Source organism: Agromyces sp. NPDC055658 (assembly GCF_053618155.1).
In genome coordinates this window covers 25652-46646 of sequence record NZ_JBSHHD010000014.1, presented here as the reverse complement: position 1 = coordinate 46646, position 20995 = coordinate 25652, and the positions used below count along the sequence as shown (strand labels likewise).

General features: G+C 71.3%; 23 protein-coding genes and 1 tRNA gene. 16 read left to right on the top strand and 8 right to left on the bottom strand.

The genetic code is table 11. From position 1 onward, the window contains the following. Nucleotides 1-79: 79 nt before the first annotated feature. On the bottom strand, nt 80-931 hold the full coding sequence (locus ACWGPE_RS08690) for a class I SAM-dependent methyltransferase (protein WP_275505538.1): 852 nt from the start codon (nt 929-931) through the stop codon (nt 80-82). 89 nt (nt 932-1020) lie between these two features. Here ACWGPE_RS08690 and ACWGPE_RS08685 point away from each other — a divergent pair, with 89 nt between their 5' ends. Then, the gene (locus ACWGPE_RS08685; protein ID WP_231430238.1) at nt 1021-1767 is read left to right on the top strand and encodes a phosphoglyceromutase; all 747 of its coding nucleotides are present in this window, start codon (nt 1021-1023) and stop codon (nt 1765-1767) included. 68 nt (nt 1768-1835) lie between these two features. Here the strand turns inward: ACWGPE_RS08685 and phoU are convergent, their stop codons facing one another. Beyond that, nucleotides 1836-2495: a phosphate signaling complex protein PhoU gene (gene phoU / locus ACWGPE_RS08680; protein ID WP_231430239.1), complete on the bottom strand. Its 660-nt coding sequence runs from the start codon at nt 2493-2495 to the stop codon at nt 1836-1838. A gap of 189 nt (nt 2496-2684) precedes the next feature. On the opposite strand from phoU, the gene ACWGPE_RS08675 reads away from it, so the two are divergent. The 3 genes from ACWGPE_RS08675 (at nt 2685) to ACWGPE_RS08665 (ending at nt 5020) form a co-directional block, all read left to right on the top strand. Next, entirely contained in the window at nt 2685-3929 is a 1245-nt protein-coding gene (locus tag ACWGPE_RS08675; RefSeq protein ID WP_231430240.1) for a sensor histidine kinase, read from the top strand. After that, on the top strand, nt 3926-4606 hold the full coding sequence (locus ACWGPE_RS08670; RefSeq protein WP_231430241.1) for a response regulator transcription factor: 681 nt from the start codon (nt 3926-3928) through the stop codon (nt 4604-4606). The genes ACWGPE_RS08675 and ACWGPE_RS08670 overlap by 4 nt, the downstream gene beginning before the upstream one ends. 75 nt (nt 4607-4681) lie before the next feature. After that, nucleotides 4682-5020 (top strand): hypothetical protein, encoded by a 339-nt coding sequence (locus ACWGPE_RS08665; protein ID WP_275505542.1) that lies wholly within the window; start codon nt 4682-4684, stop codon nt 5018-5020. Nucleotides 5021-5095: 75 nt separating this feature from the next. On the opposite strand, the gene ACWGPE_RS08660 is transcribed toward ACWGPE_RS08665, so the two are convergent. After that, entirely contained in the window at nt 5096-5620 is a 525-nt protein-coding gene (locus ACWGPE_RS08660) for a hypothetical protein (protein ID WP_452048508.1), read from the bottom strand. Nucleotides 5621-5777: 157 nt separating this feature from the next. Here ACWGPE_RS08660 and ACWGPE_RS08655 point away from each other — a divergent pair, with 157 nt between their 5' ends. The 4 genes from ACWGPE_RS08655 to rlmB all read left to right on the top strand — a co-directional run bounded on the left by ACWGPE_RS08655 (nt 5778) and on the right by rlmB (nt 10046). Then, complete coding sequence (locus tag ACWGPE_RS08655) at nt 5778-6260, top strand: CarD family transcriptional regulator (RefSeq protein ID WP_022889889.1); 483 nt, start codon at nt 5778-5780, stop codon at nt 6258-6260. A gap of 69 nt (nt 6261-6329) precedes the next feature. After that, entirely contained in the window at nt 6330-7535 is a 1206-nt protein-coding gene (gene ispD, locus ACWGPE_RS08650) for a 2-C-methyl-D-erythritol 4-phosphate cytidylyltransferase (RefSeq protein WP_452048507.1), read from the top strand. Nucleotides 7536-7575: 40 nt separating this feature from the next. Next, entirely contained in the window at nt 7576-9006 is a 1431-nt protein-coding gene (gene cysS, locus ACWGPE_RS08645) for a cysteine--tRNA ligase (RefSeq protein WP_452048506.1), read from the top strand. Beyond that, complete coding sequence (rlmB, locus tag ACWGPE_RS08640) at nt 9003-10046, top strand: 23S rRNA (guanosine(2251)-2'-O)-methyltransferase RlmB (protein ID WP_275505544.1); 1044 nt, start codon at nt 9003-9005, stop codon at nt 10044-10046. The genes cysS and rlmB overlap by 4 nt, the downstream gene beginning before the upstream one ends. Nucleotides 10047-10122: 76 nt before the next feature. On the opposite strand, the gene ACWGPE_RS08635 is transcribed toward rlmB, so the two are convergent. Together ACWGPE_RS08635 and ACWGPE_RS08630 are read right to left on the bottom strand one after the other, a co-directional pair. Continuing rightward, nucleotides 10123-11442: a DUF4032 domain-containing protein gene (locus tag ACWGPE_RS08635; RefSeq protein ID WP_231430247.1), complete on the bottom strand. Its 1320-nt coding sequence runs from the start codon at nt 11440-11442 to the stop codon at nt 10123-10125. Between the two features lie 121 nt (nt 11443-11563). Then, nucleotides 11564-12664, bottom strand: a complete 1101-nt coding sequence (locus ACWGPE_RS08630; protein WP_231430248.1) for an ABC transporter ATP-binding protein — start codon at nt 12662-12664, stop codon at nt 11564-11566. A 281-nt stretch (nt 12665-12945) separates the two neighbouring features. Here ACWGPE_RS08630 and ACWGPE_RS08625 point away from each other — a divergent pair, with 281 nt between their 5' ends. From ACWGPE_RS08625 to ACWGPE_RS08615, 3 genes are all read left to right on the top strand, one after another. After that, nucleotides 12946-13878 (top strand): DsbA family protein, encoded by a 933-nt coding sequence (locus tag ACWGPE_RS08625; RefSeq protein WP_231430249.1) that lies wholly within the window; start codon nt 12946-12948, stop codon nt 13876-13878. A 111-nt stretch (nt 13879-13989) separates the two neighbouring features. Further along, nucleotides 13990-14062, top strand: a tRNA-Thr gene (locus tag ACWGPE_RS08620). 1 nt (nt 14063) lies between these two features. Continuing rightward, complete coding sequence (locus tag ACWGPE_RS08615; RefSeq protein ID WP_376931313.1) at nt 14064-15092, top strand: DMT family transporter; 1029 nt, start codon at nt 14064-14066, stop codon at nt 15090-15092. Here ACWGPE_RS08615 and ACWGPE_RS08610 read toward each other — a convergent pair. Both ACWGPE_RS08610 and msrB read right to left on the bottom strand, forming a co-directional pair. Then, nucleotides 15076-15624: a nitroreductase family protein gene (locus ACWGPE_RS08610; protein WP_452048505.1), complete on the bottom strand. Its 549-nt coding sequence runs from the start codon at nt 15622-15624 to the stop codon at nt 15076-15078. The genes ACWGPE_RS08615 and ACWGPE_RS08610 overlap by 17 nt on opposite strands. Beyond that, nucleotides 15621-16022 carry a peptide-methionine (R)-S-oxide reductase MsrB gene (gene msrB / locus ACWGPE_RS08605; protein ID WP_231430252.1) on the bottom strand — a complete coding sequence of 134 codons (402 nt, stop codon included), beginning with the start codon at nt 16020-16022 and terminating at the stop codon, nt 15621-15623. The genes ACWGPE_RS08610 and msrB overlap by 4 nt, the downstream gene beginning before the upstream one ends. 191 nt (nt 16023-16213) lie before the next feature. Between msrB and ACWGPE_RS08600 the strand changes: the two genes are divergently transcribed. From ACWGPE_RS08600 to groL, 5 genes are all read left to right on the top strand, one after another. Further along, on the top strand, nt 16214-16510 hold the full coding sequence (locus ACWGPE_RS08600) for a DUF3263 domain-containing protein (protein WP_231430253.1): 297 nt from the start codon (nt 16214-16216) through the stop codon (nt 16508-16510). Between the two features lie 27 nt (nt 16511-16537). Beyond that, on the top strand, nt 16538-17083 hold the full coding sequence (locus tag ACWGPE_RS08595) for a LytR C-terminal domain-containing protein (protein WP_231430254.1): 546 nt from the start codon (nt 16538-16540) through the stop codon (nt 17081-17083). A gap of 210 nt (nt 17084-17293) precedes the next feature. After that, nucleotides 17294-17497, top strand: a complete 204-nt coding sequence (locus ACWGPE_RS08590; RefSeq protein ID WP_231430255.1) for a cold-shock protein — start codon at nt 17294-17296, stop codon at nt 17495-17497. 150 nt (nt 17498-17647) lie between these two features. Continuing rightward, nucleotides 17648-18700 (top strand): DUF3048 domain-containing protein, encoded by a 1053-nt coding sequence (locus ACWGPE_RS08585; protein WP_275505548.1) that lies wholly within the window; start codon nt 17648-17650, stop codon nt 18698-18700. A gap of 199 nt (nt 18701-18899) precedes the next feature. Then, nucleotides 18900-20519, top strand: coding sequence for a chaperonin GroEL (gene groL, locus ACWGPE_RS08580; protein ID WP_231430257.1), 1620 nt, complete (start codon nt 18900-18902; stop codon nt 20517-20519). 156 nt (nt 20520-20675) lie between these two features. Here the strand turns inward: groL and ACWGPE_RS08575 are convergent, their stop codons facing one another. Next, the gene (locus ACWGPE_RS08575) at nt 20676-20966 is read right to left on the bottom strand and encodes a WXG100 family type VII secretion target (RefSeq protein ID WP_452048504.1); all 291 of its coding nucleotides are present in this window, start codon (nt 20964-20966) and stop codon (nt 20676-20678) included. Between the last annotated feature and the right edge of the window lie 29 nt (nt 20967-20995).

Below are 20995 nucleotides of genomic sequence, written 5' to 3'. Positions count from 1 at the left end.
TAATGATCGAACACGCGCAGAACTTGCGCCTCGGAAGGCACTCTGAAAGGGCCCCTGAACGGGCGTTTCGGGCCCGAACTCAGCGCGGTGCGACCGCTGCCCACGGCAGGGTGAGCTCGCCCAGCCGGCTCCGGCGCGGACCGCCGATCACGGGCCATCCCTCGTGCCGCAGGGTGGCGACCATCGCGATCCAACGTTGGGAGGGCCCGTAGACCGCGAGGGGGGCATGCATCCGCCACGCGGCGTCGAGTGCCGCGAGGAGCTCGTGCACCGGCTCGCCGGGGACGTTCCGATGGATGAGCGCCTTCGGCAGCCGCTCGGCCACGACCGAGGGGTTCTCGAGCCCCGAGCGGCGGAGGCTGATCGTGAAGGTGCGCGGCCCGTCGCCGCCGAGCCCGATCCAGCTCGCTACGCGGCCGAGCTCGTCGCACGTGCCCTCCACCACGAGTCCGCCGGGAGCGAGGCGCGCGGTCATGTGCGCCCAGGCGCCCGCGACGTCGGACTCGTCGTACTGCCGCAGGACGTTGAACGCACGGATCACGACGGGTCGGCGATCGCCCGGCGTCGGCACCTCGAACCCGCCGACCGCGAAGCCGACGTCGAGACCCGGGTCGAAGTGGGCGTCGCCTGCGCGCACCCGCTCGAGCTGCTCGCGGGCGACGCGCACCCGCTCGGGCTCGATCTCGAGGCCGAGCACGCGCACGTCGGGTCGCACGTGCACGAGGCGCGAGGCGAGCTCGAGCGTCGTCACGCCGCTCGCCCCGTAGCCGAGGTCGACGACGAACGGGTCGGTCGCGTGCACGAGGGCGGGGTGCGCCGCGATCCACCGGTCGACGCGGCGCAGCCGGTTCGCGTTCGTGGTGCCGCGGGTCACGGTGCCGACGCGCTGTCCGGGCCGCAGGCGCCGGGGGTGGGGCGAGGCGTCGGGCATGCCTCCAGTCTGTCAGGCACTCGGCGAGGCATCCGGTCATCGCGCTTCACGCGACGGGGCGCCGGATGCCTCGCCGGTAGGCTGTTCGCATGCCTCACACCCTCGTGCTGCTCCGCCACGGCAACAGCGAATGGAACCAGAAGAACCTGTTCACCGGTTGGGTCGACGTGCGACTCTCCGAGCTCGGCCGCACCGAGGCCGCGCGCGCCGGCGAACTCCTCGCGGAGCACGGCGTGCTGCCCGACGTGCTGCACACGTCGGTGCTCACGCGCGCGATCCAGACCGCGAACATCGCGCTCGACGTCGCCGACCGCGCGTGGATCGACGTCCGCCGCACGTGGCGCCTCAACGAGCGCCACTACGGCGCGCTGCAGGGGCTCGACAAGGCCGAGACGCTCGAGAAGTACGGCCCCGAGCAGTTCCAGCTCTGGCGCCGCTCGTTCGACGTGCCGCCGCCCGCGCTCGCCGACGACGCCCAGTGGTCGCAGGTCGGCGACCCGCGTTACGCGGCGCTGAGCGACGACGAGCTGCCCCGCACCGAGTGCCTGAAAGACGTGATCGCGCGCATGCTGCCGTACTGGGAGGTGGGCATCGTCCCCGACCTGGCCGCGGGAAGGACCGTGCTCGTCACCGCGCACGGCAACTCGCTCCGCGCCCTCGTGAAGCACCTCGACGGCATCAGCGACGACGACATCGCCGAGCTCAACATCCCCACCGGAATCCCGCTCGTGTACGAGCTCGACGACGAGTTCCGCCCGACGAAGCCGGCCGAGTACCTCGACCCCGAGGCCGCTGCAGCCGGCGCTGCCGCGGTCGCCGCGCAGGGCAAGAAGTAGGCGCGAGCCGCTGGGACATGACGAGGGGGATGCCGCCCGGCATCCCCCTCGTCAGGTCCGCGTCGCACTCAGAGTGCGGACTTCTCCGGGTCCCAGTCGCCCGTCGCGAGGTACTGCACCTTCTTCGCGATCGACACGGCGTGGTCGGCGAAGCGCTCGTGGTAGCGGCTCGCGAGGGTCGCGTCGACCGTGTCGACCGTCTCGCCCTTCCACTTCTCGCCGAGCACCTTGTCGAACACCGAGAGGTGCAGGGCGTCGACCTTGTCGTCCTCGTTGCGGATCTCCTCGGCGAGGTGCACGTCTTCGGTGCGCAGCAGCTCGACGAGCCGGCGGGCGATCTCGACATCGAGGCGGCCCATCTCGGCGAAGGTCGGGCGCAGCGACTTCGGCACGACCTTGTCGGGGAACCGGTAGCGGGCGAGCTGCGAGATGTGGGTCGACATGTCGCCCATGCGCTCGAGCGAGGCGCTGATGCGCAGTGCGCTCACGACGATGCGCAGGTCGCGCGCCACGGGCTGCTGGCGGGCCAGGATCGTGATCGCGAGCTCGTCGAGCTCGACGGCCGCCTGGTCGATCTTGTCGTCGTCGGCGATCACCTCCTCGGCCAGGCTGACGTCCGACTCGTTGAACGCCCGGGTCGCCTTGTCGATCGAAACGGCGACGAGGTCGGCGATCTCGACGAGTCGTTCCTGCACCTCGGCCAGCTCCTGCTGGAACACCTCACGCATGTTCGGGATACCTCTGTCTCTCATCGGCCGCGCGCACAGCACGAACCGGCCGGGTCGATTCCGGCTCCGCGCCATCTTCTCCGGCGCAGGTGAACAACAGGTGCCGGTTGGCTGAACACTCACCAACGTACCGCTCCACGGCGGGCGAGACGGCGAATCGGGCCGTTGCGGCGTCGTTAGTCTGGTGCCATGGATTCCACCTGGGCAGTGCTCACCGCGCTCGCCTTCGGCCTGTTCCTCGGGGCCGCCTTCATGGTCGTGCTGCACATGGCCGAGCGCCGTGGCTCGAGCGCCGCGAAGGTCGTGGCACCGACGATCCCCGACGGGGTCGACCAGGTGCTCGAGGTGCTGGAGTCCGCCGGGATCGTGCTCGACCCGTCGAACAACGTGCTGCGCGCCTCGCCCGGGGCGCTCGCGATGGGGCTCGTGCGCCAGCGGGCGCTCGTGCATCCCGAACTCATCGAGCTCGTGGCCGCGGTCCGCCGCTCGGGCGAGCCGATCGCCGAGGAGCTCGCGGTCGCCAGGTCCGCACAGGGCGAGGCGACGATGCGCCTCCGGGTGCGGGTCGCCCGGCTCGGCGCCCGGTTCGTGCTGCTCCTCGCCGAGGACCGCACCGAAGCGCACCGGCTCGATGAGGTGCGGCGCGACTTCGTCGCCAACATCAGCCACGAGCTGAAGACGCCGATCGCCTCGGTGAGCCTGCTCGCGGAGGCGCTCGACCAGGCCGCCGACGAGCCCGACCAGGTGCGCCGCTTCGCGGGCCGCCTGTCGGTCGAGGCGACGCGGCTCGCGCACATCACGAGCGAGGTCATCGAGCTGTCCCGGCTTCAGGCGCGCGACGCGCTGCGCCCCGACTCCCTCGTCGACGTCGACGAGGTCGTGGCGTCGGCGGTCGACCAGAACCGGGTCGTCGCGGGCGGCAAGCGCGTCGAGATGGCGGTCAAGGCCGCGACCGGGGCGAAGGTCTACGGAGATCGGGCCCTCATGGTCGTCGCCGTGCACAACCTCGTCGCGAACGCGATCGCGTATTCGAACGAGGGCGGAAGGGTGGGGGTCGGCACGAAGATCGTCGACGGCTCCGTCGAGATCGCCGTCACCGACCAGGGCATCGGCATCGACGGCGACGAGCTCGAGCGCGTCTTCGAGCGGTTCTACCGGGTCGACCAGGCCCGCTCCCGCAACACGGGCGGTTCGGGCCTCGGCCTCAGCATCGTCAAGCACACCGTTCAGAACCACGGCGGCGACGTGCGCGTCTGGTCGCAGCCGGGGCGCGGGTCGACCTTCATGATCCGGCTTCCGCTCGCCGAGCTGCCGCCGGTCGACGAACCGGCCGGCGCCGATGCTGCGCGATCCGCGGAGCCTCCGGCGAGTGGCGCCGGCGCGCGCCGACACGCTGCGAAGGCCGCAGCATCCGACCGAGGAGAACACCAGTGACCCGCATCCTGCTCGTCGAAGACGAGATCGCCCTCTCAGACCCGCTGAGCTTCCTGCTCGAGCGCGAGGGCTACGAGGTCGAGGTCGCCGCCGACGGTCCTTCGGCGATCGCGGCGTTCGACCGCGAAGGCGCCGACCTGGTGCTGCTCGACCTCATGCTGCCGGGCCTGCCGGGCACGGAGGTGTGCCGGGAGCTGCGCAACCGCTCGTCGGTGCCGATCATCATGCTGACCGCGAAGGACTCCGAGATCGACATCGTCGTGGGGCTCGAGCTCGGCGCCGACGACTACGTCACGAAGCCGTACAAGACGCGCGAGCTGCTCGCCCGCATCCGTGCCGTGCTCCGCCGACGCACCGAGATCGAGGACTTCGACGAGTCGGTGCTCGAGGGCGGGCGCGTGCGCATGGACGTCGACCGGCACACGGTCGAGGTCGACGGCGTCCAGGTGCCGATGCCCCTGAAGGAGTTCGAGCTGCTCGAGCTGCTGATGCGCAATCCCGGGCGGGTGCTCACGCGGGGCCAGCTCATCGACCGCGTGTGGGGGTCCGACTACTTCGGCGACACCAAGACGCTCGACGTGCACATCAAGCGAATCCGCTCGAAGATCGAGGTGCAGCCCTCCGAGCCCGTCCAGCTGGTGACGGTGCGGGGGCTCGGCTACCGCTTCGAGGGCTAGGCCGACCCGCATGGCCCGTGTGCCGCCGGCGTCGCGCCCTTGCACCGGGCGAGCGGCGTTTGCGACGATCGGGTGATGACCGCCAACGCCCCTGCCGACGGAACCGAACGCACGACCACGCCCGAACCGAGCGCAGGAGAGCGGCCTCGGCGCCACAACGTGCTCGGGTACCTCGGCATCGGCCTCGGGGTGCTCGCCCTGGTCGGCGTGGCCAGCCCGAGCATCCTGTTCGAGTTCGTCGGGGGAGTGCTGCTGATCGCCGCACTCGCGGTGTCGGTGATCGCGATCTTCCGTCCGCGCCCGAAGTGGCCCGCGTTCGTGGGCATCGGCATCTGCGTCATCGCGGCGGTCACCGCGACGGTGATGTTCCTCGTCGGATTCCTCGGCGGCGTCGCGAGCACCTTCCCCGGCTGACCCGCTCCGGGCGGCTCGCCCGGGTGCACGAAGGGCGGATGCCGAAGCATCCGCCCTCCGTCGTCGTCGGTGGGGTCAGCCCGCGGTCGGCGCCTCGGTCGCGACGTCCTCGACGGCGACCTCGGCCGGAAGCAGGCCTGCGTACTCGGGCAGGCGGCCGTCGAGCACGGGGACCTCCTTCTCGATGCCCTCGGCCGAGCCGTACTGGAAGTAGATGGGCAGCAGCGCGCCGGGCTTCGTGTCGATGCCCTCGAGGACCAGCGGCGGGACGACGTCGAGTTGGTCCTCGTCGGCGACGCCGAAGGCGACCGTGGCGCCCGCGTCGACCGGGATGGTCTGCGTCTCGCCGTCGGCGACCTGGACACCGAGCTCGACGTCGTCGGCGCCGTCGTTCACGATCGTCAGCACGAGGGTGCCGTCGACGCCGTCGTCGCTCACGACGAGCACGTTGCGGAGGTGGAGGTCGCCGACGTTGACCCCGACGCCGTCGCTCGCGTCGTACGGCTCGGTCGTCGCCTGATAGGTCAGCATCGAGCAGCCGCTCGCGCCGATCGCGATGCCGAGGGCCAGAGCAGCTGATGCCGCGAGACGCGCCTTCACAGAACCTCCAAGTGCGAGCGTGCGCACGCGCGCCCAGATGGCGCGCGCGATCGACTCCGAGCATATCGCACGGCAGGAGGCCGGCGTGGAAGGGGAGGCGAACCTTAGCACGATCACGAATGTGATATCCTGAAAGTTGCCGAAAGGACTTTTATTCATGCTTTTTGAGGTTGGCGAAACCGTCGTTTACCCCCACCACGGAGCCGCAACGATCACCGAGGTGAAGAAACGGATCATCAAGGGTGAAGAGAAGCTCTACCTCAAGCTGAACGTCACGCAGGGCGACCTCGTCATCGAGGTTCCGGCCGAGAACGTCGACCTCGTCGGCGTGCGCGACGTCATCGGCAAAGAGGGCCTCGACAAGGTCTTCGAGGTGCTTCGCGCGCCGTTCACCGAGGAGCCGACCAACTGGTCGCGCCGCTACAAGGCGAACCTCGAGAAGCTCGCCTCGGGCGACGTGATCAAGGTGTCCGAGGTCGTGCGCGACCTGTGGCGCCGTGATCAGGACCGCGGCCTCTCGGCCGGTGAGAAGCGCATGCTCGCGAAGGCCCGCCAGATCCTGATCTCCGAGCTCGCGCTCGCCGAGAAGACCGACGAAGAGGCGGCGTCGACCGTCCTCGACGAGGTCCTCGCCTCCTGACGTCACGGTCGGTCGAGTAGGCGCGCAGCGCCGTATCGAGGCCACCGGGGTCGCGGCTACGCTCATCCCATGAGCACCCCGCGCACCGCCGTCATCATCGTCGCCGCAGGAAGCGGCACGAGGTTGGGCCGTCCCGAGCCGAAGGCGTTCGTGCCGCTCGGCGACGGCACGGTGCTCTCGACCGCGATCGCCGGCGTGCTCGCCATGCGCGAGACGCCGGCGATCGTCGTCGTCGCCCCCGCCGACCGGGTCGACGAGGTGCGGGGCGGGCTCGCCCCGGTCGTCGCGGCCGCCGGCGCTCCGCTCGAGGTCGTCGCGGGCGGTGCGAGCCGGCAGGACTCCGTGGCCCGGGGCCTCGCGGTCGTCGCCGCTGGCGTCGACACGGTGCTCGTGCACGATGCCGCCCGGCCGCTCACGCCCGCACCGGTCTTCGACGAGGTCGCCGCCGCGGTGCGCGCCCGGGGTCACGGAATCGTGCCGGCACTCGAAGTCGTCGACACCATCAAGCGCGTCGCCGACGGGTCGGTGGTCGAGACGATCGACCGGTCCGAGCTCCGGGCGGTGCAGACCCCGCAGGGGTTCCCGCGCGGGGCGCTCGACCACGCCTACCGTACGGCCGACGCCGAACACACCGACGATGCGGCGCTCGTCGCAGCGACCGGGCTCGTCGTCGACACCGTGCCGGGCGACGTGCGCGCCTTCAAGATCACGGTGCCCGCAGACCTGCGCCGCGCCGAGCAGCTGCTCGCCGAGCCGCACCCGGCCGGCGCCGCCGCGGCGGCCGCCCGGGGCAGGAGCGCCGCGGTGCCGCGCATCGGCACCGGCACCGACGTGCACGCGTTCGGGCAGGACGACACGCCGCTGTGGCTCGCCGGGCTCGAGTGGCCGGGGGAGCGCGGGCTCTCGGGCCATTCCGACGGTGACGCCGCGGCCCACGCGATCTGCGACGCGCTGCTCGCGGCCGCGGGCCTCGGCGACGTCGGCAAGATCTTCGGCACGGCCGACGCGCGCTTCGCCGGCGCCCACGGCGAGGTATTCCTCGCCGAGACGCGGCGCCTCGTCGAGGCATCCGGGTTCGTCATCGGCAACGTCACGGTGCAGGTCGTGGGCAACCGGCCGAAGCTCGCGCCGCGTCGCGCCGAGGCCGAGGCGCTGCTCTCCCGCGTGCTCGGCGCCCCCGTGAGCGTCGCCGCGACGACGAGCGACGCGCTCGGCTTCACCGGGCGCGGCGAGGGGGTCGCGGCGATCGCGACCGCGCTCATCCTGCCCGCCTGAGCCGCACGACGTTCGGGCCCCCCGCCGGTAGGCTTGGCGGGTGACCGTGCGACTCTACGACTCGAAGGCCCAGGCGCTGCGCGACTTCGTGCCCCTCCGCGAGGGGCGCGTCGGCATGTACGTCTGCGGTCCGACGGTGCAGTCGAGCCCGCACATCGGGCACCTCCGCAGTGCGCTCGTCTACGACATCATGCGGCGCTGGTTCGCCTATCGCGGCAACGAGGTCGTCTTCGTGCGCAACGTCACCGACATCGACGACAAGATCCTCGACGCCGCGCACCGCGAGCTGCAGGGCTCGGGCGAGGAGTGGTGGGCCCTCACCTACCGCATCGAGCTCGAGTTCACGTCGGGCTACGCGCAGCTCGGCATCCTGCCGCCGACGTACGAGCCGCGGGCGACGGCGAGCGTGCAGCAGATGCAGGAGCTCATCGCCCGCCTCATCGAATCGGGGCACGCCTATCCGGCCGCCGACGACTCGGGCGATGTGTACTTCGACACCTCGAGCTGGCCCGCCTACGGCGAGCTCACGCGTCAGTCGCGCGACAAGATGGAGGCCGCGGCCGACGCCGACCCGCGCGGCAAGCGCGACCCCCGCGACTTCGCCCTGTGGAAGGGACGCAAGCCCGGCGAGCCCGAGTCCGCGGGCTGGCGCTCGCCCTGGGGCGTGGGCCGGCCCGGCTGGCACATCGAGTGCTCGGCGATGGCTGCGCGCTACCTCGGCGACGAGTTCGACGTGCACGGGGGCGGCCTCGACCTGCGCTTCCCGCACCACGAGAACGAGCTCGCCCAGTCGACCGCGGCCGGCCAGGCGTTCGCGCGCTACTGGGTGCACAACGGCCTCGTGAACATCGGCGGGCAGAAGATGTCGAAGTCGCTCGGCAACTCGGTCTACGCGGCCGAGCTCCTGAGCCTCGCCTCTCCGCTCGCCGTGCGGTACCTGCTGGGGCAGGCCCACTACCGTTCGACGCTCGACTACTCGCCGGGCTCGCTCACCGAGGCCGAGGCCGCCGTCGATCGCATCCGCACGTTCCTGCAGCGCGTCGAACGCCGACTCGCCGGCACCCGGTTCGTCGGCGTCGGCGCGCCCGAGGTCCCCGAAGCGTTCGCCGCGGCGATGGACGACGACCTGGGCGTTCCGCAGGCGCTCGCCGTGCTGCACGACACGGTGCGCGCCGGCAACCAGGCGCTCGACGACGAAGAACTGCACGACGCCGCCGTCGCCCACGGGCAGGTGGGCGCCATGGTCGAGGTGCTCGGCATCGATCCCCGCGACCCGCACTGGGCCACGGCCGACGCCGGCCCCGCGGCATCCGCCCTCGGTTCGCTCGTCGAACGCCTCATCGACGACCGCCGCGCAGCGCGCGACGCGAAGGACTGGGCGACCGCCGACCGCATCCGCACCGAGCTCGCCGAGGCGGGCATCACCATCGAAGACAGTCAGACCGGCACGCATTGGAGCTTGGGATCATGAAGGGCAGCAGCGGCAAGTCACGCGCCGGAGCCGTACGCAAGGGCGGCAAGGGCGCGGCGGGCAAGCAGGTCGGCACCGGCGGGCACGGGCGCAAGGCGCTCGAGGGCAAGGGCCCGACCCCGAAGGCGGAGGATCGCGCCTGGCACCCCGCCGGCAAGCGCAAGGCGGCGCAGGAGCGCTACGCCGCGGCCGGCGGCAAGGGCAAGCCGGCCGGCAAGGTCGCAGGTCAGGGCCGGGGCGCGAGCGCGCCCCGCGGCGCCTCGGGCGCATCGCGCCGCGCCAAGTCCGGCGACGAGTCGGAGATCGTGACGGGCCGCAACTCGGTCGTCGAGGCGCTGCGCACCCGCATTCCCGCGACGACGCTGTACATCGCCGCCCGCGTCGAGATGGACGACCGGGTGAAAGAGGCCGTCAAGCTCGCCACGAACCGCGGCATCCCGATCCTCGAGGTCATGCGGCCCGAGCTCGACCGGCTCGCCGGCGACGGCGGCGTGCACCAGGGCCTCGCGCTCAAGGTGCCGCCCTACGAGTACGCCCACCCGATCGAACTGCTCGACGAGGTCATCGCCCGCGACGAGACGCCGCTGCTGGTCGCCCTGGACGGCGTCACCGACCCGCGCAACCTCGGCGCGATCCTGCGGTCGACGGGCGCGTTCGGCGGCCAGGGCGTCATCGTGCCGCAGCGCCGTTCGGTCGGCGTGAACTCGGCGGCGTGGAAGACCTCCGCGGGCGCCGCGGCTCGCGTGCCCGTCGCGATGGCCGCGAACCTCACGCAGACGCTCAAGAGCCTCAAGGAGCGCGGTGTCTTCGTGCTGGGCCTCGACGGCGACGGCGACGTGTCGCTGCCGGGCCTCAGCTGGGCCGATCGCCCGATCGTCATCGTGGTCGGCAGCGAGGGCAAGGGGCTCTCGCGCCTCGTCGCCGAGACGTGCGACGCGATCGTGTCGATCCCGATCAGCGCCTCGACCGAGTCGCTGAACGCGGGCATCGCCGCATCGGTCACGCTCTACGAGATCGCGAAGCTGCGCGCCGCCGAGTAGCGAGCGCGCCGCCGCGCGACCGACCCACGGGCGCCGACCCCCGCGGGCGCCGACCCGCGGGCGCGACGCCCGTGCGTCAGACCTTCAGCCGCCAGTCGTCCTCGTCGTCGGGGTCGATCGCGCTGATCGCAGCCGTCTCGGTCGGCACGACGTCCATCGCCGCCGTGATCGATCCGGTCGGCGGGTCGATCACGGTCGCCTCGTCGCGGCGGTGCCGCAGCACCTCGTTGACGTACGAGGTCACGGCCTCGGCGAGGGGAATGTCGTGTCCGGCGCGCTGCGCCATGAACCAGCGGTGCTCGAGCAGCTGGTGGAACACCTCGGCCGGCTCCAGCTTGCGGCGCAGCTCGAGCGGGATGGCGCGGACCACCGGCTCGAACACCCGCATGAGCCACTCGTGCGCGACCATCTCCTCGTCGAGGTCGGCCTTGCCGTACGCCGCGCGGTACGAGTCGAGGTCGTTGAGCAGCCGGCGGGCCTGGTTCTCGCCCGCGTCGAGGCCGGTGAGGCGCAGCAGGCGCCGCTGGTGGTGGCCCGCGTCGACGACCTTCGGCTGTATGCGGACCGTCGTGCCCGAGGCATCCGTCTTGATCGCCAGCTCTTCGACGTCGAAGCCGAGCTCGTTGAGGCGGTTGACGCGTTCGGTGATGCGCCAGCGCTCGGCGCCGGGGAACGATTCCGGCCCGGTGAGCTCGCCCCAGAGCTTGCGGTAGGCGTCGACGATGCCGTTCGAGATGCGCACCGGGTCGAGCTCGTCGGCGACCTTGCCGCCGGCCTCGAGGTCGAGCAGCTCGCCGGCGATGTTCACGCGCGCGATCTCGAGGTCGTTCTCGCGCTGGCCGTTCGAGAGGCCGCCCTCGAAGAGCTTGCCGGTCTCGGCGTCGACGAGGTAGGCGGCGAACGCGCCGGCGTCACGGCGGAAGAGCGTGTTCGAGAGCGACACGTCGCCCCAGAAGAAGCCGACGATGTGGAGCCGCACGAGCAGCACCGCCAGGGCGTCGACGAGCCGGGTCGCGGTGTCGGGTCGCAGCGTCTGCGAGAACAGGGCCCGGTACGGCAGCGAGAACCGCAGGTGCCGCGTCACGAGCACGGGCTTGAGCTCCTCGGCCTCGTCGTCGGTGCGGTTCGTGATGACCGCGACCGGTTCGACGCAGGGGATCTCGAGCCGCTGCAGGGTGCGCAGCATCTCGTACTCGCCCCGCGCCATCTCGGCGGTCGTCTCCTTGATCGCGACGACGTGGCCGCCGAGGTGGGCGAAGCGCACGAGGTGCCGCGAGATGCCCTTCGGCAGCGCGGCGATCGCGTCGGACGGCCATGACTCGAGCGGGAGGTCCCACGGCAGATCGAGGAGCGCCGGGTCGGTCATGGCCGAGGTGATCGAGAGGGAACCGCTCATATGTCGATCCTTGCAGCCCTGCGGCGGTTGCAGAAACGGGATGCCTCGGGCGGGGCGCCGCCGGAGACGACGATGCCGGCCGGGCCGAGGGCCCGACCGGCATCGATCGTCGTGAGGCGCGTCAGCTGACGACGGCCTTGTTGCCGAGGCGGTCGCCCGACTCGGCGTCGAAGAGGTGCACGTGGTTCGGCGTCGCGGTGAGGTAGACCTTGTCGCCGGCGTTCGGGTGCAGGCGGCCGTCGACGCGCGCGACGATGTCGGTGCGCTTGCCCTCGACGGTCGAGTGGCCGTAGAGGTAGCCGTCGGCGCCGAGCTCCTCGACGAGGTCGACGTCGACCTCGAGGCCCTCGCCCGGGGTCGCCGACACGACGATGTCCTCGGGGCGCACGCCGATCGTGGCGACAGCCCCGTTGGCCTCGGCGAGCACGTCGCGGTCGACGGGAACGACAGCCGTGCCGAACTTGACGCCGGAGTCGACGAGGTCGGCGTGGAACAGGTTCATGGCGGGCGAGCCGATGAAGCCGGCGACGAACACGTTGTTCGGCTTCTCGTACAGGTCGCGCGGGGTGCCGACCTGCTGGAGCAGGCCGTCCTTCAGGACCGCGATGCGGTCGCCCATCGTGAGCGCCTCGGTCTGGTCGTGCGTGACGTAGACGGTCGTGACGCCGAGCCGGCGCTGGAGCGACGCGATCTGGGTGCGGGTCTGCACGCGGAGCTTGGCGTCGAGGTTCGAGAGCGGCTCGTCCATGAGGAAGACCTGGGGCTGGCGAACGATCGCGCGGCCCATCGCGACGCGCTGGCGCTGGCCGCCAGAGAGGGCCTTCGGCTTGCGGCTGAGGTAGGGCTCGAGGTCGAGCAGCTTCGCGGCCTCGAGGACCCGCGCAGCGCGCTCGTCCTTGCCGACGCCCGCGATCTTGAGCGCGAAGCCCATGTTCTCGGCGACCGTCATGTGCGGGTAGAGCGCGTAGTTCTGGAAGACCATCGCGATGTCGCGGTCTTTCGGGGGGACGTCGGTGACGTTGCGGTCGCCGATGAAGATGTTGCCGTCGTTGACCTCTTCGAGGCCGGCGAGCATGCGGAGCGACGTGGACTTGCCGCAGCCGGACGGGCCGACGAGCACGAGGAACTCGCCGTCGGCGATCTCGAGGTCGAGCTGGTCGACCGCGGGGCGGGTGCCGCCCGGGTAGAGGCGGGTGGCCTTGTCGAACGTGACTGACGCCATGTTGATTTCTCTCCTTCACCGGCAGGTACGTGCCGGACGATCCGTTGTGAATGGAAGCGCGTCGACGGTGACGCCTCCTCAGTATCGCACGCGCGGCAGAGGCTCCCGACCACGGAGGAATTCGCGGGGATGCCTCGCACGGACCTCTCGGGGCGGACCGCCGGACCGTCGTCGCGATGTCCAGCCGGGGTTCGGGTGATTCCCAGATGCCGTTCCTACTATCGTGTTCACGTGCGCCCCCCTGTTTCGGCGTGCCCACACAGCGACCGGAGTGACCATCGATGAGCAACGGCGGATCCAACCAGCCACGCCCCACCCGTAACCAGCAGCGGGAGGCCGCGCGCGAGAAGGCGCGCGAGCTCCGCGAGGCGCAGAAGAAGCGCGACCGCCGCAACAAGGTGCTGATCCAGGGCGGAATCATCGTGGCGGTCATCGCGATCGCGGCGCTCGTCGGCACGCTCATCTTCAACAGCGTGAAGCCGGCCGGCCCCGGCCCCGCCAACATGGCGAGCGACGGCATCGTGCTCACGGGGGCCGACGGCACGATCACGCCGGTCGACACCCCGGCGCTGGCAGCCGGTGCGACGCCCAAGCCGACCGAGCAGGACGACAGCGGCACGGTCGCGAACATCGTCGTCTACGTCGACTACCTGTGCCCCTTCTGCGGCCAGTTCGAGACGACGAACGGCGAAGCGATCAGCACGATGGTCGAGCAGGGGGCGGCGACGCTCGAGGTGCACCCGCTCGCGATCCTCACGAACCGATCGAACGGCACCCAGTACTCGCTGCGCGCCGCGAACGCGGCGGCGTGCGTCGCCGACACCTCGCCCGAGGCGTTCCTCGACTTCAACGCGCTGCTCTTCGAGAACCAGCCCGAGGAGGGCAGCGACGGCCTCACGAACGACCAGCTGAAGGAGTTCGTGTCGCAGTCGGGTGCCAAGTCGACGTCGACGATCGAGAAGTGCATCGACGAGACCCAGTTCAAGTCGTGGGTGCAGGAGGCGACGACCCGCGCGCTCACCCAGCCCGTGCCGAACTCGGAGCTCGAGTCGATCAAGGGCACCCCGACGGTGCTCGTGAACGGCAAGCAGTACCAGGGTTCGCTCACCGACCCGGCCGAGTTCCAGTCGTTCGTGCTGCAGGCCACCGGCGAGGCGTTCTCGGAGTCGAACTCGACCCCGTCGCCCACCCCGACGCCCACGCCCGCGGGCTGACCCATCGCGATCGCACGAAGGCCCGGCGCGCGTCGCCGGGCCTTCGTCGTCTCCGCGCACCGGCGGCCGGGCTCCGAGTAGGATTGTCGGGGCCCGCACCGGTCGGGCCATGCCGGCTTGGCGCAATTGGTAGCGCACCGTACTTGTAATACGGGGGTTGCGGGTTCAAGTCCCGCAGTCGGCTCTTGACCGAGCATCCCGCCGACGTGCACGAGCACCACCAGCACGCCGAACGCACCCGCATGCCGCGCTGGATCGCCATCGCGCTGGCGATCGTGTTCGGGGCGTTCACGGCCCTGCAGTCGCGGGTCAACGGCGCGCTCGCGGCCGACCTCGACGACGCGTTCACGGCCGCCGCGATCTCGTTCGGGTCGGGGCTCGTGATCCTCGCCGTCGCCCTCTGCGTGTGGCGTCCGGGTCGGGTCGGCCTCCGGCGGGTGATCGCCGCGCTCGGCGCGCGCCGGCTCGCCTGGTGGATGGTGCTCGGCGGTTTGAGCGGTGCGTGGTTCGTCACGACCCAGGGCCTGTCGGCGGGGCTCCTCGGCGTCGCGATGTTCACCGTCGCGATCGTCGCGGGCCAGACGATCGGCGGGATCGTGTTCGACCTCGCGGGCCTCGGCCCGGGCGGCAGGAGGCCGCTCTCGCCGACCCGGGTGCTCGGCGCGGTCCTCGCCCTCGCGGCGATCGCCTGGGCCGTCTCGGCGCAGCTCGCCCACGACGTGCCGTTCGTCGTCATGCTGCTGCCGTTCGCGGCCGGCCTCGCCGTCTCGTGGCAGCAGGCCGTCAACGGCCGCGTCAAGGCCGAGGCGTCGAGCGCGCTGACGGCGGCGTTCGTGAACTTCGCGGTCGGCACCGTCGCTCTCGTCGCGGCGGCGGTCGTGCACGGCGTCGCCGCAGGCTGGCCCGAACGCCTGCCGACCGAACCGTGGCTCTACGCCGGCGGGGCGATCGGCTGCATCTTCATCGCGGGCCAGGCGCTCGTCGTGCGCGTCGTCGGCGTGCTCCTGCTCGCGCTGTGCGGCGTCGCCGGACAGCTCGCGGGCGCGCTCGCGCTCGACCTCTTCCTGCCGACCGGACGCGCCGTGGACGCGGCGACGATCGGCGGCACCCTCCTCGCGCTCGCCGCGGTCGCGGTCGCATCGATCCGGTGGTCGCGCCACCGGCACCGCTCCGACGTCGTCGAGCGCCCCGACGCGGTCAATCGATCGAGCTGAACTGCGGCGGCCTGGCCGGGCCCCTCGGCGCCCGTTCGCCGTCGCGGCCGCCGACGTAGAGCCAGCCGAGCAGCTGCTCGTTGGGCGCGAGGCCGTGCATGTCGGCGACGGCCGGATGCCTCGTATACGGCCCGGTGCGCCACATGACGCCCCAGCCGGCCTCGTCGAGCAGGAGGCTCAGCATGTGCGCGACGCCGGCCGCCGCGGCGTCCTGCTCCCAGTCGGCAGCCTTCGGGTGCCAGGTGCGGCGCACGACGAGCGCGATGAGGAGCGGGGCGCGCAACGGCTTGGCCGCGAGCTTGTCGGCGGCCGCGCCGTCGAGACCGGATGCCTCGACGAGTGCGGCACCGAGCCGCCTCCGCGCGTCGCCGCGCAGGGCGATCGTCCGCCACGGACGGAGGCCCGCGTGATCGGCGACCCGTTCCGCCGCCTCGAGCAGCACGAGCAGCTCGGCGTCGTCGGGCGCGGCCTCCGTCACCTTGGGTGCCGAGCGGCGCAGGAGCGCCGCCCGGCGTGCCGGATCCGTCGTCACTGCTCGGGCGTGAAGCCGAGCGCGAGCGAATTCATGCAGTAGCGGTCGCCGGTCGGCGTGCCGAACCCGTCGGGGAAGACGTGCCCCAGGTGCGAGCCGCACGCCGCGCAGCGGACCTCGGTGCGCACCATGCCGAGGGTGCGGTCCTCGATGAGCTCGACCGCCTCGGGCCGCACCGACTCGTAGAAGCTCGGCCAGCCGCACCCCGAGTCGAACTTGGTGCCGCTCTTGAAGAGCTCGGCACCGCATGCGCCGCAGGTGTAGACGCCGGCGCGCTCCTCGTCGAGCAGTTCGCCCGACCACGGCCGCTCGGTCGCGGCCTCACGGAGCACCGAGTACCGTGCGGGGTCGAGCTCGGCGCGCCATTCCTCATCGCTCTTCTGCACCGGGTGTGACATGGGCGCTCCTCTCGTTCACGGGGTCGGTTCCATCGTCGCAGTTCTCAGGGGCGGCGACGACATCGGATGCAACGCCGCGAGCGGCCCGGCTGTTCCGCGGTGACACACGCCGCCATGCGGCGGCCTCTCGGCGAGCGTTGCCTAGGATGTGCTGCAGGCGGGCCGCCCGGCTCGCGCGACGGGAGGACCGGATGAGCGCCGAGCGCGTGCCGCACCGCCCCGACGACGCCCCGCTCGACGATCGCCAGTTGCGCGTGCTCGCCTTCGAGGCGCGCGCGTGGCAGCAGCCGGCCCGCAAGGCCGAGGCGATCCGCGACGAGTTCGGCATCTCGGCCGCCCGTTACTATCGGATCCTCGGCGAGCTCATCGATTCGCCGGCGGCGCTGCGCCACGACCCGATGCTCGTCAAGCGACTGCAACGCCTGCGGTCCGCACGCCGCGCGGCGAGATCGCAACGTTCGCTCTCCCTCGGCCGACCGCTCGACTGAGCCGGCCCCGACCCCGATCTGGACCCCATGGCGCAGAAGTTCCCCCGCGACCGCTTCGACTCGATCCCGCACGGCATCGACCGCGTCGGCGCGCATCGCGCTCCCGCCCGCCGCGGTGCGAAGTGGATCAGGTTCGGCTGGGCGGCGCTCGCGACCGTCGTGCTCGCCGGCATCGGCATCGCGGGGGTCATGATCTTCAACGACCGCCTCGACATCTCGGGCGGCGGGCCCGCTGCGACGGCGTCGGCGTCGCCCGCCGCCACGGCCCCGCCGACGATCGCACCGGTGCCGGTGACGGTGCTCAACGGCACCTCGACGGCGGGCCTCGCGGCGAAGGCGAGCGAGACGCTGACGGCCGGCGGGGTCACGGTGGGCGCCACCGCGAACGCCAGCGAGAACGACATCACGGAGACGGTCGTCTATTATGCGACACCCGACCTCGAGGGCGCGGCGCGCGGGGTCGCCGGACTCCTGCCGGAAGCCGACGTCCGGTTGTCGGAGAGCTTCGCCGAGACGGGCACGCCGCTCGTCCTCGTCCTGGGCTCCGACTACGCGGAGGCGTCCGCCGGCTGATCGCCCGCGAATCGTTGCCATTCTGCGACCATTCGTTGCATCGGACCCCTTGTGCGCGGGATGTCGGGTCTGTGAGTATCTGGAATTGGTCGCTCGCGCCCGCGCTGTGCAGGCGCCCCCTCGGGGCTCGTGCCAGTGCATCGACTGAGCCGGCCCGGTACAGGCGACAGGCACGTGCTGATCGACACACTGCAGTTATGGGAGCAACGCATGGCGAACGGAACCGTCAAGTGGTTCAACGCTGAAAAGGGATACGGTTTCATCACCGTCGACGACGGCAGCCAGGACGTCTTCGTCCACTACTCGGCCATCGACATGGCCGGGTACAAGGTGCTCGAAGAGGGCCAGCAGGTCGTCTTCGAGGTCGGCACCGGGTCGAAGGGGCCGCAGGCCGAGGCGGTGCGTCCCGCCTGAGCGTCATCCGAGCGTCCCGAACGCGTCGCCGATCGGCGGCGCGTTCGGTGTTCGTGGGGTTCGTCGCGCGACCCGGCGACGTGCGGCGGGCGCGGCGTGTCCCGGGCCGCATCCCGGCCGGCGAAGCCCGGCGATGGCTACGATGACGGCATGGTCAAGGGGGTCCGCCCGGGCGCGAGACGTGCGATCGCCGTCCTCGTGCTCGCCGCGGCGGTGCTCGTCACCGCGGCGTGCCAGTCGTCACCGCCCGAACCGACCGAGGCGCCGACGCCGTCGGCCGAACCGCGGCCGGTCGGGACGTCGCAGCCCGTCGCGGTCTCGTTCTCGCCGCTGCGCGGCACCACGACCGACCCCGCGGCGCCCGCGCACCCGTCGCTCGCGGTCAAGATCGACGACCACGAGGAGGCGCGGCCGCAGATCGCGCTCAACCGCACCGACCTCGTCTTCGAGGAGCTCGTCGAGGGCGGCATCACCCGCTACGTCGCGGTCTGGCACTCGGACGTGCCGGACAGCGTGGGACCGGTCCGGTCGATCCGGCCGATGGATCCCGACATCGTGACGCCGCTCGGCGGCATCATCGCGTACTCGGGCGGGCAGGACCAGTTCGTCGCGATGATGATGGCGACCCCGCTCAAGAACATCGTGTTCGACTACGACGACACCGGTCTCTTCCACCGCGCCGACGAGCGGCCGGGACCGCACGACGTGATCCTGCGCTCGAAGGAGGCGGTCGGGCGCAACGCGAAGCTCGATCCGCCGCCGGTGCAGTTCGCGTACGGCACGGCCGACCCGCTCGCCGACCCCGCCCTGAAGGCGGCACCGACCTCGAAGATCGCGCTCGTGTTCTCCGATGCCCGAAACCCCTCGTGGGACTGGGACGCGGGCACCTCGAGCTGGCTCCGCTCGCAGGAGGGGCGGGCCGACACGCAGGAGGGCGGCGAACGCGTCCGTGCGACGAATGTCGTCACGATGCGGGTCGGCATCGACTGGCGATACGGCGAGGTGCCGAAGACGGTGATGGTCGGCTCGGGGGAGGTGTGGGTCTCGAGCGCCGGGCGCACCGCCCACGGAACCTGGAAGAAGGACTCGCAGGCGGCGCCGATCGTGCTCACCGCCGACGACGGGTCGCCGCTTCGGCTCGCGCCGGGCAACACCTGGATCGAACTCGTGCCGAAGTCGGGTTCGGTGAAGTTCGCGCCCTGAACGGCGCCGGCCACGAGGCATCCGGGAGGTCTCGGACCGCCGCGCACGCAGCGGCGGGTGTTCGCCGCGAGCGTGCGGAAGGGTCCGGTGCTCGCTTGCACTCCCAGCACGAGAGTGCCAGAATCGTCTTAGCACTCACTCGTTTTGAGTGCTAAACCACGAATCTTTGAAGACGTCCGAGAAGGGACGAGAGACACACATGGCAAAGATCATTGCTTTCGACGAAGAGGCCCGCCGCGGCCTCGAGCGCGGCCTCAACACGCTCGCCGACGCGGTCAAGGTGACCCTCGGCCCGCGCGGCCGCAACGTCGTGCTCGAGAAGAAGTGGGGCGCCCCCACGATCACGAACGACGGCGTCTCGATCGCCAAGGAGATCGAACTCGACGACCCGTACGAGAAGATCGGCGCCGAGCTCGTCAAGGAGGTCGCGAAGAAGACCGACGACGTCGCCGGTGACGGCACCACGACCTCGGTCGTCCTCGCTCAGGCGCTCGTCCGCGAGGGCCTCCGCAACGTCGCCGCAGGCGCCGACCCCATCTCGCTGAAGCGCGGCATCGAGAAGGCCGTCCAGGCCGTCGAGGCCGAGCTCCTCGCGAACGCGAAGGACGTCGAGACGAAGGAAGAGATCGCCGCCACGGCCTCGATCTCGGCCGCCGACGAGCAGATCGGTGCGCTCATCGCCGAGGCGATCGACAAGGTCGGCAAGGAGGGCGTCGTCACCGTCGAGGAGTCGAACACCTTCGGCACCGAGCTCGAGCTGACCGAGGGCATGCGCTTCGACAAGGGCTACCTGTCGGCGTACTTCGTCACCGACCCCGAGCGTCAGGAGGCGGTCTTCGAAGACCCGTACATCCTGATCGTCAACAGCAAGGTCTCGAACATCAAGGACCTGCTGCCCATCGTCGACAAGGTGATCCAGACCGGCAAGCAGCTGCTCATCATCGCGGAGGACGTCGACGGCGAGGCGCTCGCGACCCTGATCGTGAACAAGATCCGCGGCATCTTCAAGTCGGTCGCCGTCAAGGCTCCCGGCTTCGGCGACCGCCGCAAGGCGCAGCTCCAGGACATCGCGATCCTCACCGGCGGCCAGGTCATCTCCGAGGAGGTCGGCCTCAAGCTCGAGAACGTCACCCTCGACCTGCTCGGCCAGGCCCGCAAGGTCATCATCACCAAGGACGAGACGACCATCGTCGAGGGTGCCGGTGACGAGGAGGCCATCGCCGGCCGCGTCGCGCAGATCCGCAAGGAGATCGACAACACCGACTCCGACTACGACCGCGAGAAGCTCCAGGAGCGCCTCGCCAAGCTCGCCGGCGGCGTCGCCGTCATCAAGGCGGGCGCGGCCACCGAGGTCGAGCTCAAGGAGCGCAAGCACCGCATCGAGGACGCCGTCCGCAACGCGAAGGCCGCCGTCGAGGAGGGCATCGTCGCCGGTGGTGGCGTCGCGCTCATCCAGGCCGGCAAGACCGCCTTCGAGAAGCTCGACGTCTCGGGCGACGAGGCGACCGGCGCGAACATCGTCCGCGTCGCGATCGACGCCCCGCTCAAGCAGATCGCCCTCAACGCCGGCCTCGAGCCGGGCGTCGTGGTCGACCGCGTGCGCAACCTCCCGGTCGGCCAGGGCCTCAACGCCGCGACCGGCGAGTACGTCGACATGCTCGCCGCGGGCATCAACGACCCGGTGAAGGTGACCCGCTCGGCGCTGCTCAACGCCGCGTCGATCGCCGGCCTCTTCCTCACGACCGAGGCCGTCGTCGCCGACAAGCCCGAGAAGAACCCGGCTCCGGTCGGCGACCCCACGGGTGGCATGGACTTCTAAGCAGTCCGCACGAAATGCGCGAAGGGCGCCTCCCCCGGGAGGCGCCCTTCGTCGTGTCCGCCCGCCGGGCGTCCGCCGGCGACAGGTCGAGCGGTGTCTCGTTCGTCATGGACCCGGTCTCGGGCACGTGGCACCGACGCCGGGAATGCGCCCGGCTCAGCGCAGGAAGAGCCGGGCGTTCGACTGCTCAGCGTCGGCGTACTGCGCCGCGGCGAGCCCGAGTGCGCGATTGAGACCGACGAGGCTCTGCTCGACCTGCAACTGCGTGGCCCGCCAGTCGGCGACCGCGCCCTGGAAGGCCGACGACGCCTGGCCCGACCACGACGACTGCAGCCCGGTGAGCTGCGACATGAGCGCCGCGACGTCGGACTGGATGCGCCCGATCGTGCCCTGCACGGTCTGGGTCGCGGCGGAGACCTGGTCGGCGTCGACGTGATAGCTGCTCATGGGAGTCCTCTCGTTCGGTGTCTTCCCGA